The organism is Streptomyces sp. NPDC047002 (assembly GCF_040704505.1).
Taxonomy (GTDB): domain Bacteria; phylum Actinomycetota; class Actinomycetes; order Streptomycetales; family Streptomycetaceae; genus Streptomyces.
On sequence record NZ_JBEYWC010000036.1, the window covers coordinates 1 to 22,083 of the forward strand.

Here is a 22,083-nt window from a genome sequence, read left to right on the forward strand (position 1 = left end):
GCGTTGACTTTTAGCACGCTGTTGAGTTCTCAAGGAACGGACGCTTCCTTCGGACCCCCTCACAGGGCTCCTCCGGGCTTTCCCTTCGGTGTTTCCAAACTCTATCAGGCTTTTCCGTCTTCCCTGACCGCCCTTCCGCAAACATGCGGAATCAGCGCTCTGTTCGAGCGGTGAAGCTTGATGAGTGTTCCGCCGGCCTCCGGCTCACGGTCCGCATTCGCGTCCGTCGTGTCGGTGCCAGGCAGGCTATGACAGTACAGGGGGCCTGTCGGCGCAGGCAAATCGGGTCCCCGCCCCACGCCTCGACCTGCCATGCGGAACCGTCGCTAACCATGACTTAGTCTCTGAGCAGCACGCCGTCTTTGCTACTCACAGTGACGGCGGACTCCACAACACTCCGCCCACTGGGAGGTCCCCATGCCCCTCGTGTCAGCTCCGCTGCCCGGCCGCGCCATCGGCCTCGCCGCCGTGCCCGACCCCGTGTTCGCCGGGGCGATGGTCGGGCCCGGCACCGCCATCGACCCGCTGCGTGGGGCCACCGAGGCCGTGTCCCCCGTCGACGGGATCGTGGTGTCGCTGCACCCGCACGCGTTCGTCGTCGTGGACTCCGACGGTCACGGCGTCCTCACCCACCTGGGGATCGACACCGTGCAGCTCAACGGCGCCGGTTTCGAGCTGCTGGTGAACAAGGGCGACACCGTGGCGCGCGGCCAGGCAGTCGTGCGCTGGAACCCTGCGGACGTCGAGACGGCGGGCAAGTCGCCCATCTGTCCCGTCGTGGCGCTCGAAGCGACCGCGGACTCCCTGTCCGAGCTGCGGGAGAGCGGAGAGGTCGCCACGGGGGAGACTCTGTTCGACTGGCGGTGAGCGGGCTACCCGTTCGCTGCTGTGCCGCACATCAATCGCGATGCAGGGGGCCATCGCACTATCGGAGACGGTGAAATGGAGACAACGCTGCGCGGCGTCGGTGTCAGCCACGGGGTGGCGATCGGCGAGGTCCGGCACATGGGGACGGCCGTTCTTGAGCCGCCCGCCAAGCAGATCCCCGCCGGGGAGGCCGAGCGCGAGCAGGGGCGGGCCCGGCAGGCCGTCGAGGCCGTGGCCGCCGATCTGATCGCCCGGGGGAACCTCGCGGGCGGTGAGGCGCAGGCCGTGCTGGAGGCGCAGGCCATGATGGCGCAGGATCCTGAGCTGATCGCGGATGTGGAGCGCCGGATCGCCGTGGGGAGTTCCGCGGAGCGTGGCGTGTACGACGCGTTCGCCTCGTATCGCGAGCTGCTCGCCGGCGCGGGCGACTACCTGGCCGGGCGGGTCGCGGACCTGGACGACGTGCGGAATCGTATCGTCGCCCGGCTGCTGGGGGTTCCGATGCCGGGCGTGCCGGACAGCGACGAGCCGTACGTGCTGGTCGCGCGCGATCTCGCGCCCGCGGACACCGCGCTGCTCGACCCGTCGCTCGTGCTCGGGTTCGTCACCGAGGAGGGCGGTCCGACGAGTCACAGCGCGATCCTGGCGCGTGCGCTCGGCGTGCCCGCCGTGGTGGCGCTGGCCGGGGCGACCGAGCTGTCGGAGGGCGCTTCGGTCGCGGTGGACGGCAGCACGGGCGAGGTGTTCGTGGAGCCGGGGGCCGAGCGCAGGGCGCAGCTTGAGCAGGTGGCGGCGGAGCGCAGGGCCGTGCTGGGGTCCGCGACGGGTCCCGGTGCGACGTCGGACGGGCACAAGGTGCCGTTGCTCGCCAATGTCGGCGGTCCCGCCGATGTGGCGGCCGCGGTGGAGGCCGGTGCCGAGGGCGTGGGGCTGTTCCGTACGGAGTTCCTGTTCCTCGACGACAGCAAGCAGGCGCCGTCGCGGGAGAAGCAGGTGGAGGCGTACCGGCAGGTGTTCGAGGCGTTTCCCGAGGGGCGTGTCGTGGTGCGGGTGCTGGACGCGGGCGCGGACAAGCCGCTGGACTTCCTGACGCCGGCCGACGAGCCCAACCCGGCGCTCGGTGTGCGGGGGCTGCGCAGTCTGCTCGACCATCCCGAGGTGCTGCGGACGCAGTTGGCCGCGCTGTCGGATGCGGCCGAGGGGCTTCCGGTGTATCTGGAGGTCATGGCGCCGATGGTGGCGGACCGCACGGACGCGAAGGCGTTCGCGGACGCCTGCCGCGAGGCGGGGCTGCGGGCCAAGTTCGGTGCGATGGTGGAGATCCCTTCGGCGGCGCTGCGGGCGCGGTCGATCCTGCAGGAGGTCGAGTTCCTCTCGCTGGGGACGAACGACCTGGCGCAGTACACGTTCGCCGCCGACCGGCAGGTCGGTGCGGTGTCGCGGCTCCAGGATCCGTGGCATCCCGCGCTGCTCGACCTGGTTGCGCTCGCGGCCGAGAGCGCCGGGGCCGAGGGCAAGAGCTGCGGTGTGTGCGGGGAGGCGGCGTCGGATCCGCTGCTCGCGTGCGTGCTGACGGGCCTCGGGGTGACGTCGCTCTCGATGGGCGCCGCGTCGATCCCGTATGTGCGCTCGGCGCTGGCGCAGCACACGCTGGCGCAGTGCGAGCGTGCGGCGGCCGCCGCGCGTGCGACGGATTCCGCGGCGGAGGCCAGGGAGGCCGCGCAGGCGGTGCTGACGGGCGAGGCGCAGCGCTGAGTCCTTCCGCCCGGCGGGCGCGCGTGGTCGCGCGCCCGCCGGGCGGACGTGGTCGTCGGAGCCATCAGGTCTTGGGGCCGTCCGCCGGGTGTGCCGGTGGGCGGCCCTTCGCCGTGGCGGCGGCCGGGGGTGTGATGTCGCCGGGTCAGTGGCCGAACTCCCCCATGTCGGGGCCGAGTTCGAATCCGGCGCGGTAGTCGACTCCGGGCTCGGGGCCGATGGGTTCGCCGGTCTCGGCGTCGGTGCAGTAGGCGTTGAAGACCTCGGCGGCGGAGAGCGGCACGAGGCGTCCCCGGGCGAGGCGCCAGCCGCGGAGGCGGTCGGGTGTGCCCTCGGCGCTGGTGCGCATGACGAGTCCCGCCGGGGTGTCCAGGGCCACGGACACGGCGAGGACCGTGCTGAACTCGGTGGCCCCCCAGTCGGCCGCAGGGGCCGTGGCGGTGGTGCGGTCGGCGGTGAGGGCGGCGGTGAGCGGGTCCTCGCCTGCCGGGGTGCTGCACACCAGGTGGTGGGTGCCGGGTCCCGCGCGTTCGAGGAGGCGGTGCAGGAGCGCGGTGGCGTGGTCGAGGGCTGCCCCGCCGATGTCCTGGTGGCATGCGGCGCAGGTGCCGAGGTCGGCGAGGACGGCTGTGGCGTAGGCATGGGTCGCGCGGCGGACCGCGGTGTCGGCGAGCGCGGGCAGCAGCAGGTCGAGGGGTTGGCCGGTGTAGGTGAGGACGGCGCCGCCTGCGGCGGAGATGGACGCGGTGTACCGGGCGCGGTGGGCGGGCGCGTCGGGGTCGCGGCCGGTGTCGGTGCAGTGCCAGGCGTAGTCGACGGGGTCGAAGAGGGCGATGTCGGTGTGGAGCCCTTCGGTGGCGAGCCGGCCGATGAGGGCTTCCGTGTGCCGCAGGTAGGCGGTGTGGTCGTCGAAGGGGAACGTGCGGTAGGCGCGCATGGCCGTGAAGTCCTCCTCGTCGGCGAGGAGGCCGACGGTGGTGGGGACCTCGCGGCGCAGCGCCCTGCGCAGTGCTCTGGCCGTGGGCCTGCCGGGGTGTTCTGTGCGTGCTGTCATGGCTCCCCCTGGTGTGGTGCGGGCCCGCGCGCCCCCGGCGGGGCGCGCGGACGGTGACGCGCCGTGTGCAGGCGCGCCGCGTTTTCACTCAGCGTAGCGAGGGGGTCTGACAGGCGGTCAGCGGTCGGCGCGGTCGCGGGCGATCCGCTCGTAGAAGCGCAGGACGTCGAGGCTGTCGACGGAGCCGGCGTTGACGGCGCGGTCGAGCGGGGTGCCCTGGAGGAGGCGCTTGACGGGGACCTCGATGCGCTTTCCGGTGAGGGTGTGGGGGATGCCGGGGGCCGCGATGACCTCGTCGGGCACGTGGCGGGGCGAGAGGTCGGTCCTGATGGTCTGCCGGATGCGGGCGACGAGGTCGTCGTCGAGTACGGCGCCCTCGGCAAGGTGGACGAACAGCGGCATCCAGTATCCGCCGTCGGGCTGTTCGATGCCGATGACGAGGGACTCGCGGATCTCCGGGATGCGTTCGACGGCCTCGTAGATGTCGGCCGAGCCCATGCGGACGCCTTGGCGGTTGAGGGTGGAGTCGGAGCGGCCGTGGATGACGACGGAGCCCCTGTCCGTGAGGGTGATCCAGTCGCCGTGGCGCCAGACGCCGGGGTAGGTGTCGAAGTAGCTGTCGTGGTACCGGCTGCCGTCGGGGTCGTTCCAGAAGCGGACGGGCATCGAGGGCATGGGCTCGGTGACGACGAGCTCGCCGACCTCGCCGGTCAGGGGGCGTCCCTCGGGGTCCCACGCCTGGAGGTCGGTGCCGAGGGCGGCGGCCTGGAGCTCGCCGGTGTGGACGGGCAGGGTGGGGACGGCGCCTGCGAAGCAGCTGCACACGTCGGTGCCGCCGCTGACGGAGGCGATCCACACCTCGGGGCCGAGCTCGTCGTGGAGCCAGCGGAAGCCGTCGGGTGGCAGCGGTGAGCCGGTGGTGGCGACGCAGGCGAGGCGGCTGAGGTCGTGGTCGCGTGCCGGGTGGACGCCGGCCTTGCGGCAGGCCATGACGTAGGCGGCCGAGGTGCCGAAGAGGGTGGCGCCCGTGCGTTCCGCGACGTCCCACTGGGCGTCGGCGCCGGGGTGGGCGGGGCTGCCGTCGTACAGCACGAGGGTGGCGCCGACGAGGAGTCCCGAGGCCAGGAAGTTCCACATCATCCAGCCTGTGGAGGTGTACCAGAAGAACCGGTCGTCGGGGCCGAGGTCGCAGTGCAGGCCGAGCTGTTTGACGTGTTCGAGGAGGATGCCGCCCTGGGACTGCACGATGGCCTTGGGCAGTCCCGTGGTGCCTGAGGAGTACAGCACCCAGAGCGGGTGGGCGAACGGCACGTGCGTGAAGACGGGTTCGGTCTCGCCTGCGACGAGGTCCGCCCAGTCGAGTGCGCCCTCGGGCGCGCGGGTGCCGAGGAGCGGTACGTGGACGACGGCGCGCAGGGTGGGCAGTTCGGCCCGCAGTTCGGCGACGACATCGCCGCGGTCGTGGGTCCTGCCGCCGTAGCGGTAGCCGTCGACGGCGAACAGGACGACGGGCTCGACCTGTTGGAACCGGTCGAGGACGCTGCGCGCGCCGAAGTCGGGGGCGCAGGAGGTCCATACGGCGCCGACGGCCGCGGTGGCGAGCAGCGCCACGATCGCCTGGGGGACGTTGGGGAGGTAGCCGCTGACCCGGTCGCCGGGCCGGACGCCGAGGTCGCGCAGGTGCGCGGCGAGCGAGCCGACCTGGTGGCGCAGTTCGCGCCAGGTGGTGAGGGACTGCTGCTGGGTCTCGTCGACGTGGAGGAGTGCGGGGAGGTCGGCGCGTGCCGGGTCCTCGCCTGCGCGCAGGGCGTGTTCCGCGTAGTTGAGGGTGGAGCCGGTGAACCACTGGGCGCCGGGCATGGCCCGGTCGCCGAGCACCTGCTCGTAGGGGGCGGCGAAGCGGATGTCGAACCACTCTGCGACGGCGGCCCAGAAGGCGTCGAGGGACTCGACGGACCAGCGGTGCAGGGCGGGGTAGCCGCCCTCGGCCGGTGCTCCGTGGTGGGTGGCGGCCCACTCCTGGAAGCGCGTGATCTGCGCGGCGGCGATGCGCTCGGGGCTGGGCTGCCAGAGGGGGGCGGGGGTGGGTTCTGCGATCATGGTGCGGCTCTCCCGACCTGGCTCGACGCTGAGTGTGACACGGGTGCGCGGGTCCTTGGCGCGCGGTCCGCGGCTGACAGGGACGATGCCACGTGATCGTCCCGCGCACCAGGTTCCGCCCGCCGGTGCCGTCCTGCGGGCGGCGCGTGGTGTCCGCGTGGGCGGCCGGGGTGCGGAGCCGTCTGCCCGCTGGACGGCCGCTGGGTGAACGGCAGTTGAACGGAGCGTCGGGCGCGCGGAACGGATGGCAGGCTGATCGGCATGGACGGTCGTGAACTGGTGCGTTCGATGAGGGAGGCGGGTTCGGTCAGGGGGCTGATGGGGGCACGCTCGGCGTGGCGGCACCGGCGTACGGACGCGAGGGGGCTGCCGCCTCGGGGCGCCGGGCGTGCCAGGGTGCCCGGCCGGGTCGCCGGTGCTGAGCCGGGGCCTGGCGGCGGGTCGCTGCGTTTCGCCAGGGCGCGGCTGTCCCTACGGGTGGCTCTCGGTGGTGCGGTGTTCTGGGCCTGGGACGGTGCGGGGCCCGAGCCGTCGTACGCGCTGGCGGGGCCCCCGCCCGAGGCCGATCCACGTGCGCTGCTCGAACCGGACACGGACGGCGGCTGGCGGGTGGTGTCGGAGCGGGTGACGGTCGCTGTGGCGCACGACGGCACGATCGAGGTGCGGACGCCGGGGGGTGTGGTGCTGCGGCGTGAGCGGCCGCCGCGCTGGTGGGAGGCGCCGGGCGGGGCGGGGACGCGGTGGTCGCAGCGGTCGGAGGTGGCGGCGGACGCGCGGTTCTTCGGGCTCGGCGGGCGGGCCTCGGGGCTGCGGCTGCGGGACGGCGCGTACCGGCTGTGGAACACCGGCCCGCGGCCTGCGGGGGCCGGTGCGTGCGAGGTGGCGGGGTCGGTGACGATGCCGGTGCAGCTGGTGGTGGCGGACGGCGGCACGCATCTGGCGTTCTACGACAACACGTGGGACGGGCTGGTGACGCTGTACGAGGGCCGGGAGGGCGCGGGCTCGGGGCACGACCGGCCGGGCACGAGCGAGCTGCGGATGGAGGGCGGGCCGCTGCGGTGCTGGGTGATGACGGGGACGCCGACGCGGGTGCTCGGCTGCTGGGCGCGGCTGACGGGCGCGCCGGTGATGCCGCCCGCCTGGGCGCTCGGCCACCGGCACGGGCTCGGCGGGCCGTGCGGGGAGCATGCGGTGCGGCGGGTCGTCGCGGACCATCTGGAGCGCGGTCTGCCGCTGTCGGCGGTCGAGTTGGCGGTGGGGCGCGAAGGCGCCCGGGGCACGTCCCCTGGGGGCGCGGCGGCGCTCGCCGGGGAGCTGCGGGCGCGGGGGACGCGGCTGGTGCCGGTGGTCGATCCCGCCGTGCGCGCGGACCCGGCGGACCCGGTCTACGCGGAGGGCCGCGCACGGGGGGCGTTCCTGTGCGACGCGACGGGCCGCGAGGTGCGCGGCGTGGCGCAGGGGGCCGTGGGGCGTACGGCGCGCGGTGCGACCGGCGGCGGTGGGTGGGTGGTGTATCCGGACTTCACGGCGGCCGGGGTGCGCGGGTGGTGGGCCGAGCTGTACGGGGAGCGGTCGGCGCAGGGGTTCTCGGGGGCGTGGCACACCGGGGACGAACCGGAGTCGTACGCGCCGTTCGGCGACCGGGCGCTGCCGAGGTCGGCGCGGCACGCGCTGGAGGGCGCGGGCGGCGACCACCGCGAGGCGCACAACGTGTACGGGCTCGCGATGGCCCGTGCCGCGTTCGATGGGCTGCGCGCGCTGCGGCCCGACGAGCGGCCGTTCGTGGTGTCGCGCTCGGGCTGGGCAGGGACGCAGCGGTACGGCGGCACCTGGTCGGGCGGGGCCGCGCCGGACTGGGCGGGGCTGCGGGCCTCGCTCGCGCGGGTGCTGGGGCTCGGGCTGTGCGGGGTGCCGTACTCGGGGTCCGACGTGGGCGGGTCCTGCGGGGCCGTGCCGCCCGAGCTGTATCTGCGCTGGTTCCAACTGGCCGCGTATCTGCCGCTGTTCCGTACGTCGGGGGCGGCCGGGGCGCGCAGGGAGCCGTGGGAGTTCGGCGAGGAGGTGTCGGAGTACGCGCGGGCCGCGCTGCGGGAGCGGGAGCGGCTGCTCCCCTACTTCGTGACGCTTGCGGGCCTCGCGGGTCTGACGGGGGCGCCGTACGTGCGCCCGGTGTGGTGGGGGCATCCGGAGGACCGGGCGCTGCGCGAGGTCGAGGACGCGTTCCTGCTGGGGGACGCGCTGCTGGTGGCGCCGGTGCTCGAAGAGGGGGCGCGGCACCGGGTCGTACGGCTGCCGCGCGGCCGGTGGTACGACACCTCGGACGGGCGGCCGTACGAAGGCCCAGGGCCGGTGCGGCTCGCCGCGCCGCTCTCCCGGGTGCCGGTGCTGGCGCGGGCCGGCGCGGTGCTGCCGGTACGGGCGCCGGGCGGCGGGACGGAGCTGGAGGTGTGGGCGCCGGCGCCGGGCCGCACGGGCGGCGGCCTGGTGGTGCGTGACCCCGGTGACGGCTGGAAGGAACCGGAACCCGAGCGCTGTACGGTCCAGCTGCGAGGCGGCGAGGTACGGGTGTCCCGCACGACAGAGGCAGGCGCACAGCCACCGGAGTGGCCGGTCCGGATACGGGGCCTGTGAGGCTGCTCGGCGCCGGCGCCGGGGGCGTGTGGTGCGCCGGGCCGGTACGCGCTCGTGTGGTGCGCCGTGGTTCGTACGCGCTGCGCGGCGCGGCTGCTCGGCAGTCGGTGTTCTGCGCACGGGCGCCCGCGGGACGACGGCGAGGCGTTTGCGGACGGCCGGGGCGGGGTCGCGTGGACGGTCGGGGCGCGTCGGCGTGGTGATCGGCGGTGTCCGCTGCCGTGCGTGCGGTGAAGTGGTGGGCGGGTCCGCCGCTGTCGTACAAGAGCGCCTGGAGCCGGGCGTTGCGTGCAGGGCGGGGTCTTCGGTACACCGCCTTTCACTCCTCCCACTGCCAGGGGGTCCAGCGGGGGCCCGCGTAGTGGCGCAGGGCGCGGTCGAGTTCCGGTGGGACCGTGGCCTCGGCGGCGCGGCCGAGCGGCCATACGGCGATGCGGCCCGTGTCGTCGGGGCGGGTGCCCGGCGGGGGCGGGGCGCCGGGCCGCAGGCGCAGGTGCAGCATGGGGAGGCCCGCGCCCCGGTCGTGTGGGTCGACGAGATCGACGGAGGCCTCGACGACGTCCGTCCAGGGGCAGGCGAGCCGCGTGCCGCGGGTCGTCACCTCGACGCCGTGGGCGTCCAGGCGCAGGAGGCTCCGCCGCCGGGCGGCCCGCGGTGCGGCCAGGTCGACGGCGACGGGCAGGAGCAGCAGAATCCCGATCAGCAGCCAGGAGCCCGCGCTGTCCCAGCCGCCTTCGAAGGACAGTTGGGCGACGCGTGCCAGCGCGAAGCCCCACGGCAGCACGTAGAGGCGGGCCCGTCCGCGGCGCAGTGCGGCGCCGGTGTGGCCGGCGAAGCGCGCGCAGGGCTGCCCGTCGTCCGGCAGCGGCCGCGCCCAGGCGCGGCCCCGGCCGTGGCGTGCGGCGAGCCGCGCCTGGAGGCGGGCGTGGCGGAAGGTGTACGCCCCGCCGGCCTGGCGTACGAGCCCCAGGGCGCGGGCGTCCTCCAGGAAGGCGAGCAGGGACCAGGGGGTGCGGCCGGCGGCCGCGAGGAGCGCCTTCGCGAACAGCCAGCGGGTCCACGGGCTGACCAGCAGCACCACCGCCGCGCCCGCCAGCGCGCCCGCCGCCCAGGTGCACAGCCGCGCATGGTCGGCCGCCGCGGCCGGAAGCGGATCCTCCGGTACGGCGGCCATGGCGACCACCCCGAGCGCCGGGCAGGCCAGAAGCAGCATGAGCCAGGTGCTCAGCCGCTGGTCGCGCAGGAGTTGCCGGGCGCCGGGCGCGCGGTCCGTGTCCGCGGGCACGCCGAGGGCCAGCATCAGCAGTCCTGGCAGGGCGAGGCCGACGCAGAGGAACAGCGGCGAACCGCCGCCGAGCAGCAGTCCGTCCACGCAGGCGCAGGCGGCGGCGAGCGCCAGCGCCGCGGCGAGCCGGGGGCGCAGGATGCCGCGCAGCAGCAGCGGTCTGCGCGGCAGGTCGCCGCCGCGCGCCGTGAGGGCCTTGGCGGTGGCGGCACCCACGACCGCGCAGCCGGCCGCCACCGCCGCGCCCGCCGCGACCCGGTGCAGCCGCGCAGGATCGCCGCCTGCCGCGGCCACCGCCAGTGGGTGGAGGCACAGCAGCACGAGCAGCCCGGCGATGAGGGCCGCAGGCACTTCGAGGGCCGCGGGCAGCCGCGCGCGGTGCAGCCGCCACCATGCGAGCTCTCCGGTGCGGTTCCGTGTCAGGTGCGCGGCGAGGAACGCCAGGTGGCGCTCGGCGGCGCCGGGGTCCCAGCGCCGCCGCGCGGGTCCTGGCGCGCCGGGCGCCTGCGGCCGGGCGGCGGCGCGTAGGACGGCGGGGACGAGGGCGTCCAGCAGGTGCCGCTCGACGGAGACGGCGTCGGGGAAGCGGGAGCGGTCGAGGAGTTCGCCGGGGTCGGCGCCGTCCCGCGCGTAGACGGTGCGGGCGAGCCACAGCGAGAGCGGCGTGCCGAGCGCGGACGCGGCGACGCCGTCCGGGTGGCGCGCCAGGTCGTCGAGCAGGGGCGCCAGGCGCGGCGCGTGCCGGGGCTGGGAGGTGGTGCGCAGGTACCCGGCCGCCGCCGTGCCCGGCACGGGCTCGGCGCGGATGACGGCCGCGGCGCCGAGGACGCCGGTCTCGGCCACGGCCCGCGCGTACGCGTCCGTCCGCGAGGTGAGGACGAGCGGCGCGTCGTCGCCGAGCGCGCGGGCGAGTCCGGCGAGGGCGTCGGCGCGCAGCGCGGCGGGCAGTTCGTCGAAGCCGTCGAGCACCGGCAGGAGGAGCCGGTCGCGCACCAGCTCCCGTACGAGCCGGGGTTTCAGGGCGCCACTCGTCCCGTGGTCGCGCAGCACACGGCGCGCGAACCAGGTGTCGAAGTGCTCCTTGCCCGGCTCCCAGGACGCGGCGGGAAGCAGGACGGGCACGGGTTCGTCGTCGGTGAGGGTGGCGAGCAGCTCCATGGCCAGCAGGACGGCGAGCGAGGTCTTTCCCGCGCCCGGGCCGCCGAGGAGCACCAACCGCCGTACGGGCAGGGCCCGGTAGGCGGCGGCGAGCCGGGCGAGGCCGTCCTCGGCCGCGGCGTCGGGCAGCGGCGGCGGAGCGCCGACGTTCTCCGGGTGGTCGGAGACGGCCTGGTCCGCGGTCCAGCGCACGGCGAGCCGCGCCCTGCGGGAGAGGCCGCGCGCCACCGCCTCCTCGCGCAGCCCGGCGAGCGAGGCGTCGGCGAGCTCGGCCGCGGCGCGGCCGCGCGGCGTGCCCGCGCGGCCTGGCCCGATGTGCACGTCGCCGTGGATCTCCCCGGCCTGGATGACGTACGTGGCATGGCCGGAGAAGGTGTTGTGCACGACCGGCCGCTCCATGCCGCTGCCCTCACTCCCCCAGGCGCCCGCCGTTCACCGTACGGGCCCTGCACGCCGCCGTCGACCGCTTCGGCCCTTCTGCGGGCCGGTCGGCGGCCGGGTCAGGAGGTGCGCTGCGGGTAGCGGCCGGCGAACCAGTTGCGCACGGCCGCGGTGTGGAGGGGAAAGGCGAGGTCGCGGGGGCCGTGCAGGAGGTGGGTGCCCGAGGTCTCGTCGGTGGGCCTCGACGGGGGCAGCAGGTCGGCCCTGCGGGCCGGGAGGAGCCCGAAGAGGAGCAGGTGCCCGTCGTCCGAGCTGAGGGCGTCTGCGAGGCGCACGTCCTCCTCGGGGGCCTCGATGCCGGTCTCCTCGCGGAGTTCGCGGACGACGGCCCGCTGCCAGCTCTCGTCGGCGTCGATGAAGCCGCCGGGCAGGGCGAGGCCGCCGCGCTGGGGTGCGATGGTGCGGCGGATGACGACGAGCGCGGTGCCCTGCTCGTCGGTGACGGGCAGCAGCGCGACCGCGACGGGCAGCGGGTTGCGGTAGGCGGTGGCGCCGCAGGCCGGGCAGGTGCGGGGCCATCCGGTGGGCGTGGGGTAGCGGGTGCCGCAGTCCGCGCAGTGCGAGCCGGGCTCCGCGATCTTCGTGAACCTGTCAGGTGGGGACATGCTCGCTCGGCCCGGTCGCCAGGGTCATGGCGTGTTCCACGACCGTCACCAGGACCTCCTTGACCGATTCTCGGTCCCTGGCGTCGCACATCACCAGCGGGACACCCGCGTCGAGGTCGAGCGCGTCGCGCACGGACTCGGGCGGATAGCGGTCGGCGCCGTCGAAGTGGTTCACGGCGACGGTGAACGGGATGCGCCGCCGTTCGAAGTAGTCGACGGCGGCGAACGAGTCGGCGAGGCGGCGGGTGTCGGCGAGGACGACCGCGCCGAGCGCCCCCTGCGCCAGCTCGTCCCACAGGAACCAGAAGCGGTCCTGTCCCGGCGTGCCGAAGAGGTAGAGCACCAGGTCGCCGCGGAGCGTGATCCGCCCGAAGTCCATGGCGACCGTGGTGGTGGTCTTGCGCTCGACGCCCTGCACGTCGTCGACGGGGCGGCCCGCCTCGGTCAGCATCTCCTCGGTGCGCAGGGGCCTGATCTCGCTGACCGCGCCGACGAGGGTCGTCTTGCCGACCCCGAAGCCGCCGGCGACGAGGATCTTCAGGGTGACGGGCTGCGTACGGGGGGCTCGGCCGGTTGCGGGGATGCCGACCCCGCCCCGGTCTGGCGGGACGGCGCCGCCGGACGAGCTAGAGCGCCCGAAGGCCATTGATCACCTCGCGGAGAATGTTCACGTCCGGCAGCTCGGCCGGCGGAACGGGGCGGGATACATAAACCAGTTCGTCTTCGACGAGGTCGCCGACGAGCACCCGGATGACCCCGATGGGCAGGTCGAGTCCGGAGGCGAGCTCCGCGACCGATTGGGGTGCGTCGAGGCACCGCTCGACGATCTCCAGGTGCTCGGGCGACAGGTTCCGGTCGAGTCCGGGCTCCTCTGCTGCGGGTTCGGGGACGACGAGCGCGATCAGGTCGAGCCGGTGCTGACCGGCCGTCTCGGTGCGGCCACGCGTCATGGCGTACGGCCGCACCACGGGCCCGGCCTCGCCGTCGAACCACGCCTGGGGGTCCCGACCAGTTTCCTTCATGCGCAGGTGCTCATCCCCCGGCGGGCAGGCCGGTGCGGGGGGCCGTGGCGAGGTGGGTGCCCACCCGCTTGACCATGAGGGTCATCTCGTAGGCGACCTGGCCCACGTCGGAGTCGGCGTCGGCGAGCACGGCGAGGCAGCTGCCGTCGCCCGCCGCCGTGACGAAGAGGAACGCCTCGTCGAGCTCCACGACGGTCTGCCGGACCTGGCCCACGTCGAAGTGGCGGCCCACGCCCTTGGCGAGGCTGTGGAAGCCGGAGGCGACCGCGGCGAGGTGCTCGCCGTCCTCCCTGCCGAGGTCCTTGGAGGCGCCGGTGGCGAGCCCGTCGCCCGAGAGCACGAGCGCCTTGCGGATGCTGGCGACGCGCTCCACCAGTTCGTCGAGGAGCCAGTCGAGTTCGCGGCCGCCTCCCGAGTGGGCGGCGCCTCGTGGTGCGTACGGTGCGGTCATCGACCGTTCCCCTCCGATGTCGTTCCTGGTGTGCCGCCGGGGCCCTGGCCGGTCCTGCCGGCGGATTCCTCGGCTTCGTTCTGGAGGCGGCCCTGCTGCCAGCCGCGCTGGAGCGAGGCCATCCTGCTGCGTACGGCCTCCGCGTCGCGCTCCGGGTCCCGGGGCGCCTGCCTGCGCTCGGCGCCGGGGGGCGCCGCGCGCTGGGCCGAATCCCGCAGCTGCGGCGCGAGGTTGGCCTGCCGGACCCGGCGTGGGAGCCCGCCCGTGGGACCGCCCGCCTGGGGACCGCCTGCCTGGCCGTCCGCGGGCCGGCCCTGCTGCCGCTCCCCCGGCCCCTGCGCCGGGCCCGCGGCGGGCGGCTGCTCGGGGTGCGCCCTGCCGGGCTGTTCGTCGAGCCGCCTGCCGCGGTCGGCGACGAGCTTGGGCGACCTGCGCCGGGGCAGCTGCGGCGGGACGCGCTCGGCCGGGGGGCCGGGGGGCGCGGCCTGCTGGTGCTGGTCGTCGTGGTCCTGCGCGGCGGCCCTGGCGCGCGCCCCCGCGTCGTCGCGGGCCGCGGAGCCCGGGAACGCGCCGTCGCCGTCGGCCGCGGGGGCGGGGAACGCGCCGTCCCCCGCGAGGTCTTCGCGGAAACCGCCCTCCCTGAAGGCCCCCTCGCGGTAGCCGCCTTCGCGGGCGGGGCTCTCGCGGAACGCGCCGTCGCGCGCCCCGGCGTCGCGGGCGGCGGGCCCGGCGCCGCGGCCGGGCTCCCGCGCCGGGGCGCGGGGCGCGAGCCTGATGCCGCTCTCGGTGCGCAGGCGGGCGACGGGCACCGCCTGCGCGGGCGTCGGGTCGAAGGTCCCCGTCTCCGCGTCCGGCGCCTCGGTGAGCAGCGCGGCGGGGAGCAGGACGATCGCGCTGGTGCCGCCGTACGGGGACGGTTCGAGGGAGACCCGTACGTTCTGCCGCTGGGCGAGGCGGCTGACGACGAACAGGCCGAGCCTGTCGGTGTCGGACAACTCGAACTCGGGGGTCTCCGCGAGCCTGAGGTTGGCTTCGAGCAGGGCCTCGGGCGCCATGCCGAGACCGCGGTCGTGGATCTCCAGCGTGAAGCCGCCCGCCGTGCGGCCGCCGCTGACCTGCACGGCGGTCTGCGGGGGTGAGAACACCGTGGCGTTCTCCAGGAGTTCGGCGAGGAGGTGGGTGAGGTCGGCGACGGCGGGGCCGCCGACGCCGATCCTGGGCAGCCTGCGCACCTCGATCCGCTCGTAGTCCTCGACCTCGGCGACGGCGGCGCGCACGACGTCCATCAGGCGGACCGGCTTGCGCCACTGCCGGGACGGCACGGCCCCGGAGAGGATGACGAGGCCCTCGGCGTGCCGGCGCATGCGCGTGGTGAGGTGGTCGAGGCGGAACAGGTCGGCGAGTTCGGTGGTGTCCTCGGTGCGGCGCTCCATCGCGTCGAGGAGCCCGAGCTGCCGGTGCAGGAGCACCTGGTTGCGGCGGGCGAGGTTGACGAACACCTCGGCCACGCCGCGGCGCAGGTCGGCCTGTTTGACGGCGGCCTCGACCGCGGCGCGCTGGAGGGTGTTGAGGGCCTGGCCCACCTGGCCGATCTCGTGGTCCTCGTAGGTGAGCTTCGGGGCCTGGGTCTCCACGTCGATCTGCTCGCCGGCGGCGAGGCGGCGCATCACGGACGGCAGGCGCACACCCGCCGACTCGTTGGCCTCCTTGCGCAGTTCCGACAGGTCGTGGACGAGGGCGCGGCCCACCCGCACGGACACCACGATCGAGGCGATGAGCGCGAGCAGCCCGAGCGCGGTCGCGGCGAAGAACCGCAGGTACACGACACGGCGGCCGTCGGCGACATGCTGCCGGAAGAGGGCGTCGGCCTTGGCGCTCTCCTTGTGGATGCCGTCCACCACGAACTGGGTGAGGTCGCGCCACTGCTGCGCCGTCATGGTGCGGTCGTTGACCATGGCGCCGGTGGTCGCGATCTCGTTCTCGTGCATCGCGAGCTTGTCGTTGGCCGGTCCCGTGTTGTACGCGCGCAGCACCGCCGCCTCCTGGGCCGGCAGGTCGGCGAGGCTGGTGGTGTACAGCAGTTGACGGTCGGCGACGAGCCCCGAGACGCTGCGGCGCTCGGCGGGGCTCAGCTCGCCCGCGACGAGGGCGGAGGTGACGAGGGCGTTCTCGCGGGAGAACATCTCCTGCGCCTGGAAGATGCCGACGAGGGCGCGGCCCTGGTTGTCGCCGTCCACGTCTTCCTTGCCGTACACGGTGGAGAGGAAGAGGTAGCCGGGGTCGACGACGCCCGCGTAGAAGTCGAGCGCCTGGCTGCGGCTGACGCTCGCCCTGTCGACGTCGGCGCGGACGCCGGGGAGCTTGCGGGTCGCCGCGATGAACGCGTCGAGGTGCTTGCGCGCGGTGCCGTCGAGACTGCGGCGCAGCTTCGACGAGTCGCCTTTGCGCACGGCGGCGACCGCGTGGTCGGTGGCGGTCCTGTCGGCCCGCAGCTGCTGTGCCGTGTCGGCGTCGTGGGGCGCGGCGAGGTGGATGAGCGTGTCGAACCGCTCCTGTTGGACCGCGGCTGCGGCGCTCTGGACGGGGTCGCCGACCTGGGCCACCGCGTTCTTCAGATGACGCAGGTCGAGGGCCTCGCGACCGGTGAGCACGCCGGAGAGCGCGGACAGGGCCGTGACCGATATGAGCGGCACGAGCAGCAGCGCCACGATCTTCCTGCGGATGGACTTCCCGCGAAAGCGCATGGCCTCCCCCAGCTCCGTCAGCAACCCGCGTGAGCCTACTACTGTCACACCAGCAACTCGAAGGCGTGTCCCACAGCGGATCGTCCACGAAGGGTTGTTCGACGGGCTCTTGTCCCGGTTTGCCGGATCCCCACTGTGTTCTTTCCAACGAAGTTACTGGTCAACGGCGTTCACCGGTTCAAACATGGACGCAAAACCTTCACGCGGCGCGCTTGTCCCGTCACCCCCGGCGGGGCGCGGAGCGTGCCGGGCTGCACGCACATGGCCGGATACGGGGTGAACAGAGCGCGATCACGGCCTTCTTGGCGGGATGGCGGGAATTCCCGGGACGCGGTCGGCGTCTTGTCGTACAGAGGTGTGGCGCACTGCGTCGCGGCGTGCGCCATGAGTGACCCGACCGTTGCCGGGCAGTCGGTGTGCGGGTGGATTCCGATGGGGAGTGAGGGTCCATGAAGAGGGACGAACGGGGTGGGGCGGCGTCGGTCGGCGGCCTCACGGGGGTGACGCGCGGCCTGTGGGTGGAGGAGCCCGCCGTCCGCTACCGGCTGCCCGATCCGGTCAGGACCGCGGCGGTGCGCGCGGTCCTCGTGGCGTCGGTGACGCTCGTCGAGGCGATGGTGGCGCTGCTGGCGACGCTCGCCGACTCGTGGCTCGCGTTCCCGATGGTCGTCGCCGCCATCGCGTCGACGGTCGGCGCGACCTGGGCGGTGCTCGACGTGTGGGTGACGCGCCAGGTGTGGAACCAGCGGCACGGCGTGGTGTCCGTGCCGAGCAGCACGGCACGGAGGCTGCGCAGGGAGCGGCGCGCGGCCCGCCGGGCGGCGCGCGAGGCGCAGCGCGAGGAGGAGCGTGCGATACGCGGCGCGGCGCGGCGGCCCGGGCGCGCCGCGCCGCGCGCGCGGGCCGGCCACCGCCCGCGCCACGCGCCGCACTCCCCGGCGCTCCGCTGAGCCGCCTCCGGCCGCTGGGGCCTGGCGCGCCCCGACCGCTGAGGGGGCGCGCCAGGCAGAGTCGCCGCTGGTACGGCGCCCGTGCGGCGCGGGCACGGCCGCACCGTGCCGAGGGCGTGGCAGGGCAGCGCCGTGTGCGGGACGTACGCGCCCTCGCCGCCGTTCCGCCCGTGCGGCGCGACCTCAGGCGTCCTGGGTCCTGTCCTGCGGGACGGCCTCGCCCTGCTCCTCCGGCGCGTGGGGCTGCTGCGGCGGGACGGTGGCGGCCGGTGCGCCCCTGCGGGGCCCGGCCTCCTGCGCCGGGGTCCTGCGGAAGACGCGCGTCGCGGTGATCTCGCCGTGCACCTGCCCGCCGTCCTGCTCGGGCGCGGGCAGGCCGGGCCGCAGGTGCTCCTCGACCTTGATGTACTTCAGGCCCGCGCGCAGGTCCGCGTCGTTGCGCAGCCGGATCACGAGGGGGAACTCGGCGAGCGCCGTCGTGTCGAAGAGGCCTGTGGTGTAGAGGAGTTGGACACCGAGCGCGTCGGAGACGGCGCGCTGGAGCTCCAGCAGGTAGGTCGCGTTGGCCCGGCCGATCGGGTTGTCGAGGAACAGCGTGCCGGCGTGCCGGTGCTTGTCGCGGCCGCGGTCGTTGCTGCGCAGCGCGGCCATCGTGCAGTACAGGGCGATCGCCGCGGTCAGCAGCTGGCCGCCGGAGAACACGTCGCCCATCTGCCCGACCGGCACCCGCTCGGCGCGCAGCACCGCGTCCGGCTTGAGGATCTCCACGGCGACGCCCTTCGGCTGGAGCGCCGCCTGCACGCCGCACAGCAGCAGTGACATCCCGTCCCGCCGCAGGTCGGAGTTCTTCTTGAGGGCGGCCCTCGTGGCCTCGTCCACGACCTCGCCGAGCCGCTCCGACAGCGTCGCGCGGTCGGGTTCCTCGAAGCGGATGCGCAGGAACTCCTGGCCCGACCACTCGCCGAGGCCCTCGGGCAGCCGGGAGAGCCGCTGGGCCGAGCGCAGCGTCGCCATCGCCGACTCCACCAGGCCCCGCAGCCGGTCCACGATCGAGTCGCGGTTGCGCTCCAACTGGGCCAGCTCGTCGGTGAGGACGCGCAGCCGGGGCGCGAACGCCTCGGCCCAGCGCTCCGCGTGCTCAGGGAGCGCGGCGGCGGGCAGTTCGCGGATCTGCTGCCGCGCCGGGGTGCGCACCTGCTCGTAGCGGGTGGCGTTGGCGTGCCGTACGAGGATGTCGCTCGCCTCGCGCACCGCGGCCTCCGCGGCCGACAGGTCCTGGGCGCAGCCGCGCAGCGACCTGCGGGCCTCGGCCGCGTCGTGGCGCGCGGCGTCCAGGCCGCCCGCGTACGGCTCCGGCTGCTGGGGCTGCTCGTCGCCCTGGCCCGCCTGCTCTTCCTCCGCGGGGGCGCCGCGCAGCAGGTCGCGCAGGAGGGCCGCCGTCTCGTCGAAGCCGCCTGCGGCGTCCTCCGCGGCCCGGTGGGTGCGCAGGAGTTCGTCGTGGGCGGCGCGCGCGGTCCCGACCGCGTCGGTGCGTTCCGCCAGTTCCGCGGTGGCGGTGCGCAGCAGCGCCTGGGCCTGGTCCGCGTCGGCGGGCGCCTGGTCGTCGGGGAGGCCGGTGTGGCTCTCGCCGGTCTCGGGGGCGAGGCGCTCCGCCTCGCCCCGCAGCCGGCCGAGCTGCTCGCTCGCGGCGGACGCGCGGGACTCCAGCATCTGCACGAGCGACTCGGCGCGGGCGGCCGCGGCCTGCCGGGAGGGGCCGTCGGCGCCCTCCGGCGATGCGAGGAGCTGCGCGGCGCGGGTGCGCACCTTGTTGCTGAGCCGGTCGAGCTCGGCGAGCGCCGCGCTCTCGTCGCTCTCCGCGCGTGCCTGCTCGGCGCGCAGATCGGCGCCGACGCCGACCTTCTCGTAGAGCTGGGAGGCGGCGCGGTACGCCTCGCGCAGGTCGGGCAGCGGCACGCGGGGCGCGTCGTCGGGCCGGTCGGGGAGGTTCTCCGGGGCGCCCGCGATCTCGGCGCGCTCGGCGCGCAGGGTGCGGGCGGTGCGGCGGGCGTCGTCGGCGGCGCGCTGTGCGGCGCGCCGGTCCTCGTCGGCGGCGCGCGCCAGGTCGAGGCAGGTCCCTGCGCGGGCCTCTGCCTCTGCGGCGTCGTCGGCGAGGGCGCGGAGCCTGGCCTGCCAGGCGGTGCGGTCGCGCAGCCGGGACGCGAGTCCCTGCAGGGCGTCGGCGGCGCGGCGGGCGCGCTGCGCCGCCTCCTGCGCGTCCTCTGCGGCGCGGCCCGTGTCGGCGGCCGCCTGCTCGGCCTCGGCGCGTGCGGTGCGCGCCTCGGTCAGCTCGGCTGCGGCGCGCTCGGCGGTCTCCCGTGCGGTACGTGCGGACGCGGCGAGGTCGGCGAGGGCACCCTGCGGGCAGTCGGCGCGCCAGGAGCCGATGCGGGCGGCGAGGGCGCGGTCGGCGGCGAGCCGGGCCGCGACCTCCTTGATCTCGTCGTCGCGTGCCGCGGCCCTGGTGCGCAGGGCACGGCGTTCCTCGTCGGCGGCGTGCTCGTCGTGCATGGCGGGGTTGGGCGGTACGAGGAACACAGCCACCTCGTCGTCCCCGCCGGTGTCGCCGGCCCTGGGCACCGGGGCGAGCAGCGCCGCCGCGGTGCCGACGGCGACGGTGGAGCGGGGCAGCAGGGCGGCGTCGGCGAGGACGTCGCGGGCGCGCGCGTGCGACGCGGGGTCGGTGATGACGACGCCGTCGACCAGTTCGGGCCGGGTGGCGAGCACGGCGGCGTGGTCGGCGGGGTCGACGGACTGGGCGAGGTAGCGCCAGCCGGGCAGGGCGGGGATGCCGTGCTCGCCGAGGTGCTCGACGGTGGCGAGGACGTCGGGACCCGGCGGGAGGAGCCCGCCGTCGCCGAGCGCGCCCAGGATGCGGGAGTCGTCCGCGGCCGCGGTCCGCAGGTCGAAGAGGCGGCGCTCCGCGGCTGCGACGCCCTGGTCGAGCAAGTCGCGCAGGGCGTCGGCGTGGGCGTCGAACTCGTCGGCCGACAAGGGCCCTTGCGCGGGACCCTCGGCCGCGGGGGTGGGGGCCCCCGGGGTGTCGGCGCCGCTGCGCGGGCCCGGCACGCCGGCGGTCCTGGCGGCGGGCAGGCTGAGCAGTTCGGTGAGGCGCTCGTCGGCCGCGATCGACTCGGCGGCGCCGCGCTCGGCCCCGTACGCGCGCTCCGCGGCGTCCGCGGCGTCCGCGGCGCGGGCGGCGGCGAGGTCGGCGCGTGACTCTGCGGCCGCTGCCTCGCGGGCCCGCTCGGCGGCCGCGCGCGCGGTGCCGCGTGCGGTCTCGCCCGCGGCGGCGGCCGTCCGCTCGGCGTCGCTCGCCGCGAGCGCGGCGCGCGCAGGGTCGGCGTCGGGCGCGCTGTCGTCGAGCCACCCCGCGCGTACGGCCTCCGCGGTCTCCTGCTCGACCTCGGCGAGGCGCTGGCGCAGGTGCTCGGTCTCACTGCGGGCGCGCTGCGCCGCGGTGGCGGCGTCCGTGGCGTCGCGGTGCGCGGCCTCGCCGGTCTCCTGGAGGGTCGCCGAGCGTGCCTCCTCCTCGTTGGCGAGGCCCTCCGCGTCGTCCGCCGCGGCGTGCAGGGCCCGTACGAGATCGGCCGCGGCTCGCGCGCGGGCGGCGAGCGCGGGCGCCGCGTCGCGTTCGGCCTCGCGGATCGCCGCGGCGACGCGGGCGGACCTGTCGGCGGCGGCGCGGTGCCGCAGCACGGCCTCAGCGGCCTGCCAGGCGGAGTTCAGGGTGCGGGCCTCTGTGAGGTCGCGGCGCTGGGCAGCGGCGCGCTTCTCGGCGGCGGCGAGCGCGAGCGAAGCGTGCCGGTAGGCGAGTTCGGCCGCGACGAGGGAACTGCGCAGCCGGGCGCCCTCCGCCTCGGTGACGGTGTGCGCGGCGGCGGTGACCCGGCCCGCGAGGTCGGCGGTGCGGGTGCGCTCGTCGGCGGCGCGTGCGGACAGGCGCCGTACCAGGGTGCGGGCCCTGCGCTCGGACGCGGTGTGGATCTCGCGGGCGCGGGCGCGTGACCCGGCCGCCTCCACGATGCGGCCGAGCAGGTCGACGGAGCCCGCGGTGAAGTCGCGTTCCGCGGTGAGTTCCGCGCGCCGCCCGAGCTTGCCGCCGAAGCTGCCGACGAGGTCGGCGAGGCCGTCGGTGTCGCGGGTGTCGGTGACGGCGCGCAGCAGCAGGTCGGTGAAGTCGGAGTCCTTCTTGACGGCGAAGAGGCCGGCGGCCTCGCCCTCGTCGGCGTTCATCTCGCGCTGGTAGCGGAAGAGTTCGGGGTCGAGCCCGAGGTCGCCGAGGTGCTCGTTCCAGCGGTCGTGGATCTCCTCCCAGTGGACGTCGAGGTGCGGGTAGAACCTGCCTGCCTCGGTGAGGGCGTCGCGGAAGCCCTTCATGGTGCGGCGGCGGCCCCGCGCGCCCGAGGTGCCCTCGTCGGGCGGCCGCACGGACTGGGCCTCGGCGACGGGCAGCGCGTCGAGGCCGAGCCCGGGGCCGGGCCTGAAGGAGTACCAGGCCTCGGCGAACTTGCGCGGGTCGTTGGAGACCTGGCGGCCCCGCCACTCGCTGACCTTGCCGACGACGACGAGTTCGCCGGTGAGGGTGTGCTGCCACTCCAGGGCGACATGGCCGCAGTCGTCGGCGAGCAGGAACTTGCGCAGCACGCCGGAGCTCGCGCCGCCGAGGGTGTTGCGGTGGCCGGGCAGCATGACCGAGAAGATCAGCTTCAGCAGGACGGACTTGCCGCCGCCGTTCTCCAGGAACAGCACGCCCGCGGGCGCGGGGCGGCGGGGCGGGCCCGCCGGCTCGTCCGCGAAGAACTCGGTCTGCACGGGCGCGGGCGCCGGCACGGCGGCGCCGACGCCGCGCAGGTCGAGCACGGTGTCGGCGTAGCGCGCTCCTGCGGGCCCGATGGAGTAGAGGCGGACCCTGGACAGCTCGTACATGGCGGCGGTCTCTCGTGAACGGTGCGTGGGGGCGGTCGGTCGGTGGGCGGGC

General features: G+C 75.6%; 13 protein-coding genes. 4 read left to right on the top strand and 9 right to left on the bottom strand.

Annotated features, from left to right (window positions below):
- The first annotated feature begins 417 nt into the window (after positions 1 to 417).
- Together AB0910_RS26390 and ptsP are read left to right on the top strand one after the other, a co-directional pair.
- The gene (locus AB0910_RS26390; RefSeq protein ID WP_366747142.1) at positions 418 to 867 is read left to right on the top strand and encodes a PTS glucose transporter subunit IIA; all 450 of its coding nucleotides are present in this window, start codon (positions 418 to 420) and stop codon (positions 865 to 867) included.
- 75 nt (positions 868 to 942) lie between these two features.
- Positions 943 to 2,622, top strand: a complete 1,680-nt coding sequence (gene ptsP / locus AB0910_RS26395; protein ID WP_366747143.1) for a phosphoenolpyruvate--protein phosphotransferase — start codon at positions 943 to 945, stop codon at positions 2,620 to 2,622.
- A gap of 145 nt (positions 2,623 to 2,767) precedes the next feature.
- On the opposite strand, the gene AB0910_RS26400 is transcribed toward ptsP, so the two are convergent.
- On the bottom strand, positions 2,768 to 3,676 hold the full coding sequence (locus tag AB0910_RS26400; RefSeq protein WP_366747144.1) for a hypothetical protein: 909 nt from the start codon (positions 3,674 to 3,676) through the stop codon (positions 2,768 to 2,770).
- 117 nt (positions 3,677 to 3,793) lie between these two features.
- Positions 3,794 to 5,773 (bottom strand): acetoacetate--CoA ligase, encoded by a 1,980-nt coding sequence (locus AB0910_RS26405; protein WP_366747195.1) that lies wholly within the window; start codon positions 5,771 to 5,773, stop codon positions 3,794 to 3,796.
- Positions 5,774 to 6,037: 264 nt separating this feature from the next.
- Between AB0910_RS26405 and AB0910_RS26410 the strand changes: the two genes are divergently transcribed.
- Positions 6,038 to 8,407: a glycoside hydrolase family 31 protein gene (locus AB0910_RS26410; protein ID WP_366747145.1), complete on the top strand. Its 2,370-nt coding sequence runs from the start codon at positions 6,038 to 6,040 to the stop codon at positions 8,405 to 8,407.
- Positions 8,408 to 8,726: 319 nt separating this feature from the next.
- On the opposite strand, the gene AB0910_RS26415 is transcribed toward AB0910_RS26410, so the two are convergent.
- From AB0910_RS26415 to AB0910_RS26440, 6 genes are all read right to left on the bottom strand, one after another.
- A complete protein-coding gene (locus AB0910_RS26415) occupies positions 8,727 to 11,249 on the bottom strand; it encodes an NACHT domain-containing protein (protein ID WP_366747146.1) in 2,523 nt (840 codons plus the stop codon).
- A 101-nt stretch (positions 11,250 to 11,350) separates the two neighbouring features.
- On the bottom strand, positions 11,351 to 11,896 hold the full coding sequence (locus AB0910_RS26420) for an NUDIX domain-containing protein (RefSeq protein WP_366747147.1): 546 nt from the start codon (positions 11,894 to 11,896) through the stop codon (positions 11,351 to 11,353).
- Positions 11,883 to 12,542, bottom strand: a complete 660-nt coding sequence (locus AB0910_RS26425; protein ID WP_366747148.1) for an ATP/GTP-binding protein — start codon at positions 12,540 to 12,542, stop codon at positions 11,883 to 11,885. Before AB0910_RS26425 ends, AB0910_RS26420 begins: the two co-directional genes overlap by 14 nt.
- Positions 12,523 to 12,918 (bottom strand): DUF742 domain-containing protein, encoded by a 396-nt coding sequence (locus AB0910_RS26430; RefSeq protein WP_366747149.1) that lies wholly within the window; start codon positions 12,916 to 12,918, stop codon positions 12,523 to 12,525. Before AB0910_RS26430 ends, AB0910_RS26425 begins: the two co-directional genes overlap by 20 nt.
- 10 nt (positions 12,919 to 12,928) lie before the next feature.
- Positions 12,929 to 13,369, bottom strand: coding sequence for a roadblock/LC7 domain-containing protein (locus AB0910_RS26435; RefSeq protein WP_366747150.1), 441 nt, complete (start codon positions 13,367 to 13,369; stop codon positions 12,929 to 12,931).
- Complete coding sequence (locus AB0910_RS26440) at positions 13,366 to 16,113, bottom strand: nitrate- and nitrite sensing domain-containing protein (RefSeq protein ID WP_366747151.1); 2,748 nt, start codon at positions 16,111 to 16,113, stop codon at positions 13,366 to 13,368. The genes AB0910_RS26435 and AB0910_RS26440 overlap by 4 nt, the downstream gene beginning before the upstream one ends.
- 449 nt (positions 16,114 to 16,562) lie before the next feature.
- Here AB0910_RS26440 and AB0910_RS26445 point away from each other — a divergent pair, with 449 nt between their 5' ends.
- On the top strand, positions 16,563 to 17,063 hold the full coding sequence (locus AB0910_RS26445) for a hypothetical protein (protein ID WP_366747152.1): 501 nt from the start codon (positions 16,563 to 16,565) through the stop codon (positions 17,061 to 17,063).
- 183 nt (positions 17,064 to 17,246) lie between these two features.
- On the opposite strand, the gene AB0910_RS26450 is transcribed toward AB0910_RS26445, so the two are convergent.
- Complete coding sequence (locus AB0910_RS26450) at positions 17,247 to 22,031, bottom strand: hypothetical protein (RefSeq protein ID WP_366747153.1); 4,785 nt, start codon at positions 22,029 to 22,031, stop codon at positions 17,247 to 17,249.
- Positions 22,032 to 22,083: the final 52 nt, after the last annotated feature.

What these genes read in the sequence shown, in the direction of transcription:
- AB0910_RS26410 (WP_366747145.1), top strand. Translation starts at nt 6,038, where the DNA reads ATGGACGGTCGTGAACTGGTGCGTTCGATGAGGGAGGCGGGTTCGGTC.
- AB0910_RS26390 (WP_366747142.1), top strand. Translation starts at nt 418, where the DNA reads ATGCCCCTCGTGTCAGCTCCGCTGCCCGGCCGCGCCATCGGCCTCGCC.
- AB0910_RS26445 (WP_366747152.1), top strand. Translation starts at nt 16,563, where the DNA reads ATGAAGAGGGACGAACGGGGTGGGGCGGCGTCGGTCGGCGGCCTCACG.
- AB0910_RS26400 (WP_366747144.1), bottom strand. Translation starts at nt 3,676, where the DNA reads ATGACAGCACGCACAGAACACCCCGGCAGGCCCACGGCCAGAGCACTG.
- AB0910_RS26435 (WP_366747150.1), bottom strand. Translation starts at nt 13,369, where the DNA reads ATGACCGCACCGTACGCACCACGAGGCGCCGCCCACTCGGGAGGCGGC.
- AB0910_RS26425 (WP_366747148.1), bottom strand. Translation starts at nt 12,542, where the DNA reads ATGGCCTTCGGGCGCTCTAGCTCGTCCGGCGGCGCCGTCCCGCCAGAC.
- AB0910_RS26440 (WP_366747151.1), bottom strand. Translation starts at nt 16,113, where the DNA reads ATGCGCTTTCGCGGGAAGTCCATCCGCAGGAAGATCGTGGCGCTGCTG.
- AB0910_RS26415 (WP_366747146.1), bottom strand. Translation starts at nt 11,249, where the DNA reads ATGGAGCGGCCGGTCGTGCACAACACCTTCTCCGGCCATGCCACGTAC.
- ptsP (WP_366747143.1), top strand. Translation starts at nt 943, where the DNA reads ATGGAGACAACGCTGCGCGGCGTCGGTGTCAGCCACGGGGTGGCGATC.
- AB0910_RS26430 (WP_366747149.1), bottom strand. Translation starts at nt 12,918, where the DNA reads ATGAAGGAAACTGGTCGGGACCCCCAGGCGTGGTTCGACGGCGAGGCC.
- AB0910_RS26450 (WP_366747153.1), bottom strand. Translation starts at nt 22,031, where the DNA reads ATGTACGAGCTGTCCAGGGTCCGCCTCTACTCCATCGGGCCCGCAGGA.
- AB0910_RS26420 (WP_366747147.1), bottom strand. Translation starts at nt 11,896, where the DNA reads ATGTCCCCACCTGACAGGTTCACGAAGATCGCGGAGCCCGGCTCGCAC.